This window comes from Streptomyces sp. NPDC004721 (assembly GCF_053601495.1).
Genome location: NZ_JBSGBZ010000016.1, coordinates 1 through 14533, shown reverse-complemented (window position 1 = coordinate 14533; position 14533 = coordinate 1). Strand labels below are relative to the sequence as shown.

The window sequence follows — 14533 nt, the reverse complement described above, 5'->3', positions numbered from 1 at the left end:
TACTGCTGGGTGCGGTGGATCAGGAGCGGACGGCTCCCGCGGCTGCGGGAGCGTCGCCGTGGTCGGATGCGGCGGCGTGGGCGGCCCTGTGGCCGGTGACCGCGACGGGGTCGAGGTTCGCCGGGGCGGAGGCCTCGGCGGTGCGGGTGGACCGCAGTTCGAGCCGGTGCGAGATGACGGCCAGCACCAGAGCGGCGGCGGCCAGTACGGCCCCGACGGCGTTGGGCGCGGTGTAGCCGAGGCCGGCGGAGATCACCAGGCCGCCGAGCCAGGCGGACAGGGCGTTGCCCAGGTTGAAGGCGCCGATGTTGGCCGCCGAGGCCAGCGTCGGCGCGCCGTGGGCGTGGTCGAGGACGCGCTTCTGGAGCGGCGGGACGGTGGCGAAGCCGAGAGCGCCGATGAGGAAGACGGCCACGACGGACGCGGCCTTGCCGGAGGCCAGGAAGGTGAACAGCAGCAGGACCAGCGCCAGGCCGCCCAGTGCGGTGTAGAGCATGGGCATGAGCTTGCGGTCCGCGAAACGGCCGCCGATCAGGTTGCCTGCCACCATGCCCAGCCCGAAGACCACCATCAGCCAGGTGACGGAGGATCCCGCGAAACCGCTGACCTCGGTCATCATTGGCGCGATGTAAGTGATCGCGGCGAACACGCCCCCGAAGCCGAGCACCGTCATGGCCATGGCCAAGATGACCTGGGTGTTCCTGAACGCGGCGACCTCGTGCCGCAGCCGCACTCCCTCCGGCTTGGGCAGGTCGGGCACGAGCTTGGCGACGCCGGCCAGGCCGAGTACACCGAGGGCGGCGACGAGCAGGAAGGTCACGCGCCAGCCGGCGTTCTGGCCCACGTACGTGCCCAGGAGAACGCCGACGACGTTGGCCACGGTCAGGCCGGTGAACATCATGGAGATGGCGCCGGCCTTCTTCTCGGGGGCCACCAGTTCGGCGGCGACGACGGAGCCGATGCCGAAGAAGGCGCCGTGGGCCAGCGAGGCCACCACGCGGCCGATCAGCATGACGGCGAAGACCGGGGCGACGGCGGAGATGACGTTGCCGAGGATGAACAGGCCCATGAGCAGCATGAGCATGTTCTTGCGGGAGATCCTGGTGCCGAGGACGGTCATGATCGGTGCGCCGATCATGACGCCGAGGGCGTAGCCGGTGACCAGGAAGCCGGCCGTCGGTACGGACACGCCGAGGTCCGCGCCGACCTGGGGCAGCAGCCCCATGATCACGAATTCCGTGGTGCCGATTCCGAAGGCCCCTATGGCCAGGGCCAGCAGTGCGAGCGGCATGACGAGGGTCCTTTGACGTGTGAAGTCGGGTTGCGCTAGCGCCTTACGTGCGCCGACAATACTTGCATACGACGGCTAATGGCAAACGCGGGTAGAGTGAGGTGCGTGATACCGCGGCAGGCCTTCCGCCTCCGCCTCCACTCGCACGACCCGCACCGAGGGAGCTGCTCATGACCGCAACCGACCCGGCGATGACCGCACTGGCGCACGGCTGGTCGGCACTCTCGCTGCTGCACGGACGCATCGAGAGCAGAGTCGAGCGCGCGCTTCAGACCGCACACCGGTTGAGCGTGCGCGAATACTCGCTGCTGGACGTACTGAGCCGCCAGCACGACGGCGAGGGCGGGCACCTCCAGATGCGGCAGGTCGCCGACTCCGTCGTCCTCAGCCAGAGCGCCACCACGCGGCTGGTGACCCGGCTGGAGGACCGCGGGCTGCTCTCGCGCTACCTGTGCCCCACCGACCGCCGCGGCATCTACACCGAGGTCACCGGCGACGGCCTGCGCCTGCTGGAGGAGGCCCGCCCCACCCACAACACGGCCCTGCGCGAGGCCCTCGACCAGGCAGCCACCAAGCCCGTGCTCGCACCCCTGGTCCACGCCGTCGAGCAATTGCAGGGCGGCGTCCAGCCGGTATGACCCGACGCCGACTGCGATGACGTCATGATGGGGCGCCTCGCGCGATCCTGCTCACGACCTCTGTTCGAGGACGTCCACAGCCAGTTTCCCCACCGCGGTGTCGTCGACCTCGACGCCGAGCCCCGGACCGTCGGGCACCCGCGCCGTCCCGTTCTCGATCGTCACCGTCGGTCCCGCGTAGGGCGATTCGACGAACTGACGACCATTCAGGTCCACGGGCGTGTCGAGCCCGTAGGCCGCGAAGAGATGCAGCGAGGCGGCAAGCCCCACGTCCGAGTCGGTGAGCCCCGACCCCATGAGCTGGACACCGCAGTCCTCGGCCAGTGCGCACAGCCGCCGTGAGAGCGTGAGCCCGCCGCTGCGCTGCACCTTGGCGATGGCGATGTCGACGGCCTCGAGACGGACGAACGTCGCCAGGTCGGTGGGGTGGCGCAGGCTCTCGTCGAGCGCGACCGGGATCGGCGAGCCGTCCCGGAGCCTGCGCAGTCCGGCGATGTCGTTGGCGGGCAGCGGCTGTTCGAAGGCGGTCACCCCGAGGCCGGCCAGGCGGGCGGACATGCGCAGCGCGGCCGGCACGGTGTACGCCTGGTTGGCGTCCACCCACAACGGGGCTCCGGCCGGGGCGTGTTCGCGCACGGCTGCCACCACGGCCGCGTCCGTCTCCTCGTCGTGCAGCCCCACCTTCACCTTGAACGCCCGGTAGCCCTCGTCCACGCCCTCCGCCACGCTGTCGCCGACCTCCGCCGGCGACTGGCCGGAGACGACCCAGCCCAGCTCGATCGTCTCCCGGCGCCGCTGCCCCCACAGCGTGCCCAGCGGCACGCCGGCCGCCCGGCCGAGCAGGTCGTGCAGCGCGACGTCGACCGCTCCCTTGGCCAGCGGGGCGCCGATGGTGAAGCCCCGGTTGACGGCCCGGTCGAACGCGGTGTCCACGCCGTCGAGGTCCCAGGCCGGGCGCCCGAGGACCGCCGGCGCGAGATAGCGGTCGACGGTCGTGACGATCGACTCCGCGGTCTCGTAGGTCCACGCGGGGATCGGCGTCGCCTCGCCCCAGCCGTGCACGCCGTCGGCGTCGACCCGTACCAGGACGCGGATGCTCGGCCGGCCGGCCACGGCCACCGCGCCGCCGGAGACTCCGAAGGAGCGCCGGGTGGGCAGGGCAACGGCGTACGTGGTGACGCGGTCGATGGTCAGGTCGCCGAGTGGGAGCCGAAGCGGTGTCATGGGCGGTCCTTCCGTCTGAAGTGACTGAAGTGGTTTGCCATTACGAGCCGGGTCTGGCGTACGACCGGGCAGTCGGTGGGCGGTCCGGGCGCCGGTGGGCGGCCCCCGGAATCGGTGCGCGGCCGGGAGCCGATGGGTGACCCCGGAGTCCGTGAGGGTGCGCGGCCGGGAGCCGGTAGGCGGCCCCGGAGTCCGTGCGCGGCCGAGAGTCGGTGCGCGGCCGGGCGCGTGACGTCACCCCCGTCCCGGCGGCGCCGTGCCGCCCCGCCAGGGGGCCGTGCTGCCCCGCAGCAGGATCTCGCCCGCGATGCGCTCCACGCGCGAGCGCCGCCCCCGCGGCTCGCGCAGCGCCAGGTCCAGGACGGTCTCCCCCATCCGTGCGAGCGGCAGCGCGACCGTGGTCAGCGGCGGGGTGAGGTCCCGGACGATCGGTACGTCGTCGAAGCCCGCGAGCGACAGGTCCTCCGGTACCCGGAGCCCGCTTTCGCGCAGTGCCGCCAGCGCCCCGACGGCCATCACGTCCGTGACGGCGAAGACGCAACTCGCCCTGAGGCCCCGGGCGAGCAGTTCGGCGGTCGCTGCGTACCCGCCCTCACGCGTGAACGCGCCCTCGACCACCTGGTCGGCGGCCAGCCGGATCGAGTGCTCGGCCAGCGCGTCACGGAAGCCGCGCAGCCGATCGGCGACCGTCGTCAGCGACGGCGGCCCGGTCAGTACCGCGAACTCCCGATGCCCCAGGCCGATCAGGGCCCTGGCCAGCTCCGCCGCCCCGGCCCGGTTCTCGGGCAGCACCGTGTCCACCCGCAAGCTGCGGTGGCGGCTGACGACGGCGACCCGGCCGCCGCCGGCCACGTACGGCCCCAGTTCCGCGGCCATCGACCGCTCCCAGTCCGCGTCCTCGAAGCCGGAGCCGATGAGCAGGATGGCCCGGGCGCGGTGGGCGCGCAGCGTCGAGACGTAGGCGACCTCACGGGCGGGTTCGCGGAAGGTGCTCGCCAGCATCACCATGAGGTGTCGCGCGGCGGCGGCGCGCATCACGCCGCTGGCTATGGCGGAGAAGTACGGGTCGCCGACGTCGTGGCAGATGACACCGACGACGGAACTCTGGGCACTCGCGAGCGCCTGCGCATGGGCGTTGGGGATATAGCCGAGGTGCTCGGCGGCGAGCAGCACGCGCGTGCGCAGGTCCTCGCGGACCCGTGCGGTGCCATTGAGTGCCCGCGAGGCGGTGGCCGCGGAGACCCCGGCGGTCCGGGCGACGGAGTCCAGTGTCACATGCGCCCGTGCCCGTTCGGGCCGTTCGGGTACAGGCGCGTTGTCTCGGCTTACGGGTCGGTTCACGGCACCCCCAGATCGCACAGGGCCACGGGCGCAGCGAGGTCCGGAAACCTCTTGACGCCCTATTGACCATTCGTACGCGCTGTCCCTAACGTGGCAGAGCATAGCAGAAAGCGCTTTCTGGAAGCGTTTTCCGATACTACCAGGCGTTTCACCAACCCCCCACGGCTCCTTTCCCGGCACGACCCGACGTCAGAGGAGTTCACTCATGAGCCAGAGCACCATCCGCCGAACTCCCGCTCCCCCGGCGGGAGTCAAGGAGCGCGCGCAGCGTGGTGCGGCCGAACGGCTCGGCGAGGCCGTCGAGCGGTCGTGGCGGCCGTTCGCCCTGCTCCTCGCGTGCCTCGTCGCCTGGTGGGCCGTCTCGGCCTCCGGCCTGGTCGAGTCGTACCTCGTGCCGTCGCCGGGCGCGACCCTGGACCTGATGGCCACCAAGAGCGGCTACCTCTGGCACCACAGCTGGGTGACCACGTACGAGACGCTGCTGGGCTTTGTGATCGCGGTCGGCGTCGGCGTCCTCGCGGCCGTGCTGATGGTCTACTCGTCGACCGTCGAGAGGACGCTGTATCCCATCCTGTTGTTCGCCCAGGTGATCCCGAAGATCGCCATCGCGCCGCTGTTCGTAGTGTGGTTGGGCTTCGGCATCGCGCCGAAGATCCTCATCGCCGTGCTCATCGCCTTCTTCCCGGTGGTCATCTCCATGGTGACCGGCCTGAAGTCGGTGGACCCCGAGATGATCCAGCTCTCCCAGACGATGGGTGCGAGCGCGCTGCAGACCTTCGTCAAGATCCGCTTCCCGGCGTCGTTCCCGCACCTGTTCTCCGGTCTGAAGGTGGCCGTCACGCTGGCGGTCACCGGTGCGGTCGTCGGCGAGTTCGTCGGTGCCAACGAAGGTCTCGGCTATGTGATCCTCCAGGCGAACGGCAATCTCGACACCCCGATGCTCTTCGCCGGACTCCTGGTGATGTCGCTGATCGGTGTCGTCCTCTTCGTGCTGGTGGAAATCGCCGAGAAGCTCCTGCTCCCCTGGCACGCCAGCCGCCGGGGCGACGCCGTCAGCACCGCGTACTGAGGCAACTTCCCGCTACCGCTCCGAGAAGGGCCGAACCATGCACCTGCGCAGACTGCCCATCGTCCTCGTCCCGCTACTGCTGTTCGCCACCGCCTGCGGCGGCGAGGGCTCGGACAAGACCACGAGCGCGTCGGGCAAGGAACTCGACAAGGTCACGCTCACGCTGAACTGGTATCCGTACGGCGAGCACGCGCCGTTCTACTACGGCAAGCAGCAGAAGATCTACGAGAAGCACGGCATCGACCTCCAGATCCGGGCCGGACAGGGCTCGCAGAAGACCGTGCAGGCCACTGCCGCCGGGCAGACCGACTTCGGCTGGGCGGACACCCCGGCGGTCCTCGCGGGCGTGGACCAGGGAGTCAAGGTCAAGAGCCTGGGCGTGTTCCTTCAAACCACCCCGGCGTCCGTGCAGTTCTTCGCCGACAAGGGCATCGACAAGCCTGCGGACATCAAGGGCAAGACGATCGCCGGAACCGCCGGTGACGCCCTCTCCAGGACCTTCCCGGTCTTCCTCGAGAAGAACGGGATCGCCGAGTCCGACGTGAAGATCCAGAACACCGACCCGGCCGGCAAGATCGCCGCGGTGATCTCCGGCCAGACCGACGCGCTGCTCGGATACGCCAGCGACCAGGGCCCCACCATGCAGAACAAGGCCGGCAAGAAGGTCTCCTACCTGCGCTTCTCCGAGCATGGGCTCAACTTCTACTCCAACGGCCTCATCGCCGGGCAGCGCGCCCTCACCAGCGATCCCGACCTGGCCAAGCGCATGGCCCAGGCCACCAGCGAGGCATGGGCCGCGGCGGAGAAGAGCCCGGGCCCCGCCGTCGCCTCGATGGCGGGCGCCTCCGACCAACTGCCGCCCGAGAAGGTCCTGTCCGACCAGTTCGCCACCACGCTGACCCTGCTGCACACCGACGCCACCCAGGGCAAGGCCCCGGGCGTCAACACCGAGGCGGACTGGCAGAAGACCGTCGACCTCTTCGCCCAGGTCGGCATGGTCCGCAACGCCAAGCCGGTCTCGGAGTACTGGGACACCAGCGCGGCCCCGAAGGGATGACTGTGGCAGAGAAGACCATCCGCACGCCGTGGGCGGACGCCGGCCGGGAGCCGTCCGCGGCCGAGTCGTCCACGGCCGTCGAACTCGACGCGGTGCAAGTGCGGTTCCGTACGAAGAAGAGAGACGTCACCGCCCTGCGGGAAGTCTCGCTCGACGTCGCGCCCGGTGAGTTCGTGGCCATCGTCGGACCGTCCGGGTGCGGCAAGTCGACCCTGCTCAAGCTCGTGGCGGGCCTGCTGCGGCCGTCCTCGGGCGCCGTCCGGCTGCACGGCGAGGACGTCACCGCGCCCCGCCCCGACATCGGGTACGTCTTCCAGCGCGCCGCGCTGCTCGAATGGCGCACGGTCCGGCGGAACATCCTTCTCCAGGCCGAGATGCGGAAGATGCCCGCCGACCGGGCCCGCGCCCGGGCCGCCGAACTCATCGAGATGACCGGCCTGACCGGCTTCGAGGACGCCTACCCGCACGAACTGTCCGGCGGCATGCAGCAGCGCGTGGCGCTCTGCCGAGCCCTGCTGCACGAGCCGCCAGTGCTGCTCATGGACGAGCCCTTCGGCGCCCTCGACGCGCTCACCCGCGAGCAGATGAACGTCGAACTGAACCGTATCTGGCGGGAGACCGGCACCACCGTCCTGCTGGTCACCCACTCGATCTCCGAAGCGGCCTACCTGGCGGACCGCGTGGCGGTGATGAGTGCGCGGCCCGGCACGATCACCGAGATCATCGACGTCGGCCTGCCGCCGGAACGTGACTACACCGACACCATGAGCCGCCCGGAGTTCCGCCGCGCCACGGCCCGAATCCGTACTCTGCTGGGCGCGGCCTCTGCGGCCGACTGAGGGGCGCCGAACTTCCGCCCCGGCGCGACCTGGCGGTGCCCTCGGCCCAGGCGGCCGAAGGCACCGCCCCTTTCGCGACGGGGGACGCGACGGGCCCGGCCGGATCGGTGCGGCAGGTACGCTTGGGCCGTCGGCGGTGTACGACCCGCAGTCGCGCGGGCGGACCGGTCCGGGGCGGACGTAACGGCTTGCGGTCCCCGGCCGCGTCGTCGTCGACGAGCAAGGTGAACCGATCCGACACGAAGTACGCGCCGCAGGTGTGGACCGAGCCGCCCGGGCCGGAACCGGATTCGGTTTCGGCCCGGCTCTCGCGGCGAACAGCCCTCGGGACCGCTGGAGCAGAGGTCCGGCACATCGGCGGAATCCACAGCCATGGTGAGACCAGCCGTGTCGCCACGGCGGCGCTCGTCGTACCGCCGGTCCACGTCGGCGGGTCTTCGGCCGTGAGGACGGCTAGTGCTGCGACCGGAAAGGTTCACCGGCTCGCGACGCCCGGCACGGGACTCCCCCAGCCTTCGGCCGGGGGTACCCCCACGCCGCGTTGTCGCATCACCCGAGTACATCCAGTACGCGGGCGACGCTCCGCCTTGCGATGCTCCCCCACAGCCTGAACGGCGTGGGAGGTACCCCCAGCACCGGACGCCGCGGGCTTCCCGGCAAACCTTTCCGGTCACTGCGCTGGCCGGTCGTACGACGAGTCGGGCGCCGACAGCGGCGACACCGGCCTGTCGCAGAGCACCATCTCGTAGCCGGGCGGGGACGTGAACCCTCTGCCGCCGGGACGCCGACGCCCCGTGGTCTGCCGGGAGTTGGACCCGACAGGCCACGGGGTCGCAGGCCGCGGGTCAGAAGCGCACATCCCGCAGGTACTCGTAGCTGGTGCGGGCCGAGGCGAAGGGGTCGGCGGGACGGTCGTGTTCGACCAGCCACTGCTTGACGCCGCCTCGTCGCGCCGAGCCGAACATGTGGGGGAAGTCCAGGACGCCGGCGCCGACGTCGGCGAAGTCGCCGTTCGGTGCCATGTCCTTGACGTGCAGAGCCGGGAAGCGGTGCCGGTTCTCGTTGAAGTAGTCGGCCGGGTCCTTGGCGCCGCCCTTCGCCGCCCAGTACAGGTCGAGTTCAAAGCCGACGAGGTGCGGATCGGTCTCCGCGAGCAGGATGTCGTACAGCATCTGCCCGTTGATCGTCCTGTGGTCCGGCTCGTGATTGTGGAACAGCACCTTCAGCCCGGCGTCGCGGGCGATCAGCCCCGCCTGGTTCAGCTTGCGCGCGGCCTCCCGGTAGCCATCCGGAGAGAGCAGGGAGCCCGGCAGGCTCGGTACGACGATCCACTTCCCGCCGAGCGTACGGACGTCCTCGAGGGCCTGCGGCAGACCGCTGCCGGTGACCGTTTCGTATGCGACGTGTTCGAGGACCGCCTTCAGGCCCGTCGCGTCCAGCATCCGCCGTATGTCGGCGGCGCTGTGCCCGTGGCGGCCGCTCACTCCGACGGTCGCGTAGCCGATGGCCGCCAGCTTCTCGAGGGTGCCCTCGAAGTCCCGCGCCAGCGGGTCGCGCATGGTGTACAGGTGCATGCCGATCGCGCTCGGCGGGATCGGCCGCGTCTGCCCGGTCTCGGCCGAGGTGCTCGCGGCGGAGCCGGTCGCCGCCCTCGCCGAGCCGGCCGTCGCCGCTGCCGCCGCGGCGCCGAGCAGGCCGCCGAGGAACAACCGCCGGCCGGGCCCGGGCGCTTGCCCGTTCGCGGACTTCGATCCCAGGTTGCGCGTTGCGTGCCGTTGTGCTTCGTCCATGTGCTGTCGCCTCCGATGAGGGGTGGGTTGGTGGGGAGCGAAGAAGGTTGGTTGCCGTGTGGCCTTGCGCGGTGGCCGGGCTCCTTCGAGCCCGGCCACCGGCCTGTGCGGCGGGGGCCGCACAGGCCGCACGGTCCGGACCGTCAGCTCACGCTGATCCGGACCGCTCCCGTTGTCGTGTGTCCCTTGTCGTCGGTGACGGTGAGGTGGGCGGTGTAGCTGCCCTTGCGGGCGTAAGTGTGCTGGACCGTCGCCGTGTCCGCCGTCTTGCTGCCGTCACCGAAGTCCCAGTGGTAGGACTTCACGGTCCGCCCGGCCTGAAGGCTTGCCGTGCCCTTGAGCGACACGGCCAGCGGCGCTGCGCCCTCCGACGGCGCGGCCGTGACCGCCACGCTGCCGGCGGGCCGCTGCTGGACGCCGGGACCGTTGAAGTGCAGCCAGTCCAGAGCCAGCAGATCCGCCTTGTCTGCCGACCACTCCGGGTTGCGGAAGACGACGTACAGCTTCATCGTCCCGCCCGGGTCGGCCAGATCGACCGTCGGCGAGACGAGGTTGCCCCAGCCACCGGTGTTGGGGATGTGGGCCGTGCCGAGGAGCTTCCCGGTGGGCGAGCCCGCCCGGAACTCCACGTCACCGCCGATTCCGCCGGACGCCGCGCCGACGGTCACCGAGTCGATGCCCTTCAGGTGAACCGGATCGAGGGCGATCCAGTCGCCGTCCTCGATCTCGACGAGCCGCTTGCCGCCGGAGGCGTCGGCCCGGTCCCCGATCTGGGCGCCGCCGTTGGAGCCGCCGGTGGCGGTGTAGTGCTCGGCCTCGCGGAACGTGGGACGCAGCGTCAGCGCCGCGGAGCCGGTGAGGGCCGGCGCGCCCGGGGCGCCCTTGTCCTCGTACTGCGCGCTGATCCCGGCGTACAGGTTCTGGCCCGGGCCGTGGCTGTCACCGGTGTCGGTCACGATCTCGCCCTCGCACCCGGTGTAGTTGTCCAGCGGGTGCAGGTGCGTGTCGTGGCCGAGCTGGGACTGCACGACGACACGCTCGCAGTCGATCGTGCCGTCCTCCGGGTCCTTGACCTTGACCCTGAAGGGAATGGTGTCACCGAAGGCGAACATCCCGCCGTTCGGCGGCTGTTGGATCGTCACCTCGGGTCGGGTGTTGCCGACCGTGATCTCCTTCACCGCCGCGGCCTCCAGCCCTCCGGGCCCGGTGACCGTGAGGCGGGCGGTGAACACGCCCTTGTCGCGGTAGGTGTGCGTGGGATTGGCCTCGGTCGAGTCGACGGTCCCGTTCCCGTCGAAGTCCCAGGCGTACGTCACGGACTTCCCGTCCGGCACGCCCGACCCCTCGCTGGAGAACTTCACCGTCAGCGGCGCGGGACCGTTGTCCGGGCTTGCCGCCGCCTTCGCGGTCGGCAACCGTCCGTCCTGGACGTAGTCGATGCGGTAGATGCCCGACCCCTCGTTGCTGCCGCCGCGTCCGGTTCCGCTGCCGAGACCGAAGTCGATCACGTACAGGGCGCCGTCGGGACCGAACTCCGCTTCGAAGGGCTGGTTCCACTTCATGTCCGCGAAGATGGAGTTGATCGACAGCAGATCGCCCTTCTTGGCGTCCGGGAAGCGGGAGTTCTCGAAGGACTGGTCCTCCTGCTGGAACGAGAAGGTCTTGAACCACTGGCGCGTCAGCTCGTAGGTGAACCACTTCTTGTCGAAGTAGGCGGGGAACTTGGCCTTGTACGGGTTGTCCTTGTCGTACGCGTAGACGGGCCCGCCCATCGGGCCGCCGCCGCCCGCCCCGAGCTCGGGGAACTCCTTCGAGGCCGAGTACGCGTACCACACCACCGCCGGCTGGGCGGGCGGCAGTTCACGCAGGCCGGTGTTGTTCGGGGAGTCGTTCACGGGCGCGCCGCAGTCGAACTTCGAGCCGGACTTCTTCGTCGCGAAGTCGTAGTCGTTGAACGGGATGTTGTTGCCGATGCAATACGGCCAGCCGAGGTTGCCGGCCTTGGTGACCCGGTTGAACTCGACCGTGCCCTCGGGGCCGCGGTTGGGCACCTCGTTCTTGGCGTCCGGACCGTAGTCGCCGATCATCAGCGCGTCGTCGTGCGGATCGATGGTGATCCGGAACGGGTTGCGCATCCCCATCACGTAGATCTCGGGGCGGGTCTTGTCCGTCCCGGGCGCGAAGAGGTTGCCATCGGGCACGGTGTACGTGCCGTCGGCCTCCGGGTGGATGCGCAGGACCTTGCCGCGCAGGTCGTTGGTGTTGCCCGCGGTGCGCTGGGCGTCGAAGGCGCGACGGCCTTCGCGCTCGTCGATCGGGGTGAAGGCATCGGACTCGAACGGGTCGGTGTTGTCGCCCGTCGCCGCGTACAGGTTGCCCTTGGTGTCCATGGCGAGCGAGCCGGCCATGTGCACGTTGGCGCGGGCCTCGCCCCGCTGGGTCGGGATGGTCAGCAGCCGCTTCTCGGACGCCGGGTCGACGCTGGAGCCGGAGACGGTGAAGCGGGAGAGGTTGAGGTGCTTCTCGGTCTTGTCCGAGTACAGCAGGTACAGCCAGTGGTTGTCGGCGAAGTGCCGGTCCAGGGTGAGGCCGAGCAGTCCGTCGGACTGGCTGGTCATCTCGGGGGTGTACTCGAAGTCCAGGGCGGTGGTGACCTTCAGGTTCTCCTGGTCGACGATCTTCAGCTTGCCGGTGCGCTCGATGAAGAAGACCCTGCGGTCGGGCGCGACAGCCAGCTCGAACGGGTCGGCAAGGCCGTCGGTGACCAGCGGGCTGCGCTGGAAACTGCCGGTCTTGGTGGCGGAGCAGTCGCCGGGCTTGGCCCCGGCCGCCCACTCGATGCCGCCGAGGAGGTGCTTGACGAACAGCGGCTCGGAGAAGGCGGAGGAGTCGTGGCCGCCGGCGGTGAACCAGGACCGGCCGCCGTCGTAGTTCTGGCACCAGGACCACGGGTGGTCGACGCCCTGGGTCAGGCCGGTGATGCCGTCACGCTGCTTGATCTGCGCGAGTGTGTGGACCTTGCCGGTGGGGTTGACGCGCCAGTTGTACCACTCCTCGGTGTGCTCCCACAGGTCCGGGAGGCCCTTGGTGGATGGGTGCGCCTGGTCGAGCACCTTGACCCGGCCGGTCTGGACGGCCGGGTGCTGGTCGAAGACCGCGCCGACCAGGCCCCCGTACCAGTCCCAGTCACGCTCGCTGGCGGAGGCCGAGTGCAGGCCGATCCAGCCGCCACCGCCGCGGATGTACTTCTGGAGGGCGGCGCGCTGGTCGGCGTCGAGCAGGTCGCCGGACTCGGGGGTGGAGTTGGTGTTGTTGAAGACGATCGCCTGGAAGCGGGAGAGGTTGGCGTCGGTGAAGGCGGCCGAGTCGTCGGTCGCCTCGACCTCGAAGTTGTTCTGCGCTCCCATCTTCTTGATCGCCTCGACACCGGCGGGGATCGAGTCGTGACGGAAGTTGGTCACCTTGGAGAAGACCAGGACCCGGAACTGCGGGTCGGCGTGCGCCGGTGGTGACGCGGCCACGCCCCAGGCGAGAAGGAGGGCGAGGAGTACGGCAAGGACGGGAAGGGGGGACCGAGTGCTGCGGACCAGTGGACTCATGGCGCTCCCGGTGCGAGTGAGAAAACTGCCTACGAGACATGGAAAGCGCTTACTGAGTTGCGCCGCTCAGAGTAGGTTCCCTTCGCGGGGCGGTCAACGGGGCCGGACGGTACGCGTGTTGCATGCGAGCAGAGACGCCGGGACGGCGGGTGCGTGGGCGAGGGGAGCCGCTGCCGGTGTCGACCGCGGTCAGAGAGCCACGTGCGGTGCACGTATGGGCCCTCGCGCAAGAGCGATGCAGTCAGCCGATGGCTGCGCCAACTCAGGCCGCTCGACCGGGTACTGATCCCCGTGAATCGCTCTCAGATGATCACGTCACCGACAGTCCGGGCTCCTCGCCGCGTGCCAACGGATGCCACTCATGACGGCACTCGTCGGCGCAAAAACGCTCTCGGCGCCTTGCGTCCGCAAGCCCCAAGATCTGGAGTCGCACGCCTGCCCGTCGAAACGTCCCACACGGAGCTGCTCGCCCTGGAGCACGTGCTGTCGACTGCGGACAACATCGTCGACGACCCGCCCACACCGTTTCTCGAATACGCGGCAAGTCTTGTGTGACGGACTCACTGGTCGTTCAGGTGGGACTAGTGCTGCGACCGGAAAGGTTCACCGGCTCGCGACGCCCAGCACGGCGCCTCGCCGCGTTGTCGCATCACCCGAGTACATCCAGTACGCGGGCGACGCTCCGCCTTGCGATGCACCGCACCGGACGCCGCGAGCTTTCCGGCAAACCTTTCCGGTCACAGCACTAGACATACGTGCACGGCTCACCGGCGATTCACTGAACGGTCGAAGGCCCACGGCAGGGCCCCGGGATCTCGTCGCACGCGGTCAGGGGAGTTCGCGGTATTCAGTGATGCAGTAGTCGGCCTCGTCGTCGATGGCGTTCTTCTGCCAGTCGATGTGGACCTCGGTGGGGTGGCCGTCTGCGGCGAATACCGCACGGGCGACATCGGCGTGGCCTGCGCGTGCCTCCTGGACCTTGGTGAGGAGACCGCCCAGGGTCGGGGCGTTCTGTGGATTGTCCTCGACGGTACGCCGGGCCGGCTCGTCGAGACCGATCGCCTTGACGACCTTGCCGTTCTCCACCGTGATCCGGTACTCCCCGAGGTCGCCCCGTTCTCCGGACTCGGAGAGAAGGCGGAAGGAGTACCGGTCCGGTTCGGGCCATCGGGCTTGCCTTACCTGGGCAGCCCCTTCGGCGGCCGGTGCAGGCCCTGTCCCGCAGCCGACCGCGGCGAGGACAAGCCCAGCAGACACGACGAGCAGATGCGTGCGTGTTCTCGTCATGAATGGCCCCCCGTAGCTCAGTTGGCCCTTCGACGGTGTCACCGTTGATTCGGTTCCAGCCCCGGAACGGGGTACGACGGTCAGTCCAGGTCGGCCTGCCACAGGTCGGGGCCGAAGACCTCGTACTGGATGTCGTGCGGGGCGACGCCGTGCTCGATCAGCCGGCTTCGTACGGCCTGCATGAAGGACAACGGGCCGCACAGGTAGTAGAGAGCGTCGCCGGAGATGTCGACGGCGGTCGGGTCCATCAGGCCCTCGAAGACCCCGTTCACCGGTTCGAGGCTGTGCGCGTCCTTTTCGTACCAGTAACCCAGACCGGCTGCGCCGGCCGCCGTGAGGCCGGGAAAATGTGGGTTGTGTCCGTCCGGGACGCCGGCGAATCTGTGATGCCTGTGAGC

The 14533-nt window shown here is 69.9% G+C and carries 11 protein-coding genes and 1 pseudogene; 4 read left to right on the top strand and 8 right to left on the bottom strand.

Features of this window, described 5'->3' with window-relative positions:
• Positions 1-19: 19 nt before the first annotated feature.
• On the bottom strand, positions 20-1291 hold the full coding sequence (locus tag ACWEK3_RS16750) for an MFS transporter (protein ID WP_453249962.1): 1272 nt from the start codon (positions 1289-1291) through the stop codon (positions 20-22).
• A 170-nt stretch (positions 1292-1461) separates the two neighbouring features.
• Here ACWEK3_RS16750 and ACWEK3_RS16745 point away from each other — a divergent pair, with 170 nt between their 5' ends.
• A complete protein-coding gene (locus ACWEK3_RS16745; RefSeq protein WP_450547373.1) occupies positions 1462-1929 on the top strand; it encodes a MarR family winged helix-turn-helix transcriptional regulator in 468 nt (155 codons plus the stop codon).
• A gap of 51 nt (positions 1930-1980) precedes the next feature.
• Here the strand turns inward: ACWEK3_RS16745 and ACWEK3_RS16740 are convergent, their stop codons facing one another.
• Entirely contained in the window at positions 1981-3153 is a 1173-nt protein-coding gene (locus ACWEK3_RS16740) for a mandelate racemase/muconate lactonizing enzyme family protein (protein ID WP_450547372.1), read from the bottom strand.
• Positions 3154-3387: 234 nt separating this feature from the next.
• Entirely contained in the window at positions 3388-4428 is a 1041-nt protein-coding gene (locus ACWEK3_RS16735) for a LacI family DNA-binding transcriptional regulator (RefSeq protein ID WP_390729526.1), read from the bottom strand.
• A gap of 271 nt (positions 4429-4699) precedes the next feature.
• Between ACWEK3_RS16735 and ACWEK3_RS16730 the strand changes: the two genes are divergently transcribed.
• Genes ACWEK3_RS16730 through ACWEK3_RS16720 form a run of 3 tightly spaced genes read left to right on the top strand, consistent with a single transcriptional unit; the run spans position 4700 to position 7459 of the window.
• On the top strand, positions 4700-5563 hold the full coding sequence (locus ACWEK3_RS16730) for an ABC transporter permease (protein WP_361422329.1): 864 nt from the start codon (positions 4700-4702) through the stop codon (positions 5561-5563).
• 37 nt (positions 5564-5600) lie between these two features.
• Positions 5601-6620, top strand: a complete 1020-nt coding sequence (locus ACWEK3_RS16725) for an ABC transporter substrate-binding protein (RefSeq protein WP_384443086.1) — start codon at positions 5601-5603, stop codon at positions 6618-6620.
• Positions 6617-7459: an ABC transporter ATP-binding protein gene (locus ACWEK3_RS16720; protein ID WP_390729528.1), complete on the top strand. Its 843-nt coding sequence runs from the start codon at positions 6617-6619 to the stop codon at positions 7457-7459. Before ACWEK3_RS16725 ends, ACWEK3_RS16720 begins: the two co-directional genes overlap by 4 nt.
• Positions 7460-8304: 845 nt before the next feature.
• On the opposite strand, the gene ACWEK3_RS16715 is transcribed toward ACWEK3_RS16720, so the two are convergent.
• The 5 genes and pseudogenes from ACWEK3_RS16715 to ACWEK3_RS16695 all read right to left on the bottom strand — a co-directional run.
• Positions 8305-9249, bottom strand: a complete 945-nt coding sequence (locus ACWEK3_RS16715; protein WP_453249961.1) for a sugar phosphate isomerase/epimerase family protein — start codon at positions 9247-9249, stop codon at positions 8305-8307.
• Between the two features lie 143 nt (positions 9250-9392).
• Positions 9393-12848, bottom strand: a complete 3456-nt coding sequence (locus ACWEK3_RS16710) for a ThuA domain-containing protein (protein WP_453249960.1) — start codon at positions 12846-12848, stop codon at positions 9393-9395.
• 310 nt (positions 12849-13158) lie between these two features.
• Positions 13159-13281 carry a DUF5958 family protein gene (locus tag ACWEK3_RS16705; RefSeq protein ID WP_450547706.1) on the bottom strand — a complete coding sequence of 41 codons (123 nt, stop codon included), beginning with the start codon at positions 13279-13281 and terminating at the stop codon, positions 13159-13161.
• A 395-nt stretch (positions 13282-13676) separates the two neighbouring features.
• Positions 13677-14135 (bottom strand): DUF6174 domain-containing protein, encoded by a 459-nt coding sequence (locus ACWEK3_RS16700; protein WP_450541843.1) that lies wholly within the window; start codon positions 14133-14135, stop codon positions 13677-13679.
• Positions 14136-14215: 80 nt separating this feature from the next.
• A pseudogene (locus ACWEK3_RS16695) lies at positions 14216-14533 on the bottom strand (hypothetical protein); the annotation flags it as partial.

Bases quoted from the DNA above. Each gene is read 5' to 3' on its own strand.
- ACWEK3_RS16710 (WP_453249960.1), bottom strand. From the start codon at position 12,848: ATGAGTCCACTGGTCCGCAGCACTCGGTCCCCCCTTCCCGTCCTTGCC.
- ACWEK3_RS16730 (WP_361422329.1), top strand. From the start codon at position 4,700: ATGAGCCAGAGCACCATCCGCCGAACTCCCGCTCCCCCGGCGGGAGTC.
- ACWEK3_RS16725 (WP_384443086.1), top strand. From the start codon at position 5,601: ATGCACCTGCGCAGACTGCCCATCGTCCTCGTCCCGCTACTGCTGTTC.
- ACWEK3_RS16745 (WP_450547373.1), top strand. From the start codon at position 1,462: ATGACCGCAACCGACCCGGCGATGACCGCACTGGCGCACGGCTGGTCG.
- ACWEK3_RS16700 (WP_450541843.1), bottom strand. From the start codon at position 14,135: ATGACGAGAACACGCACGCATCTGCTCGTCGTGTCTGCTGGGCTTGTC.
- ACWEK3_RS16740 (WP_450547372.1), bottom strand. From the start codon at position 3,153: ATGACACCGCTTCGGCTCCCACTCGGCGACCTGACCATCGACCGCGTC.
- ACWEK3_RS16720 (WP_390729528.1), top strand. From the start codon at position 6,617: ATGACTGTGGCAGAGAAGACCATCCGCACGCCGTGGGCGGACGCCGGC.
- ACWEK3_RS16715 (WP_453249961.1), bottom strand. From the start codon at position 9,249: ATGGACGAAGCACAACGGCACGCAACGCGCAACCTGGGATCGAAGTCC.
- ACWEK3_RS16750 (WP_453249962.1), bottom strand. From the start codon at position 1,291: ATGCCGCTCGCACTGCTGGCCCTGGCCATAGGGGCCTTCGGAATCGGC.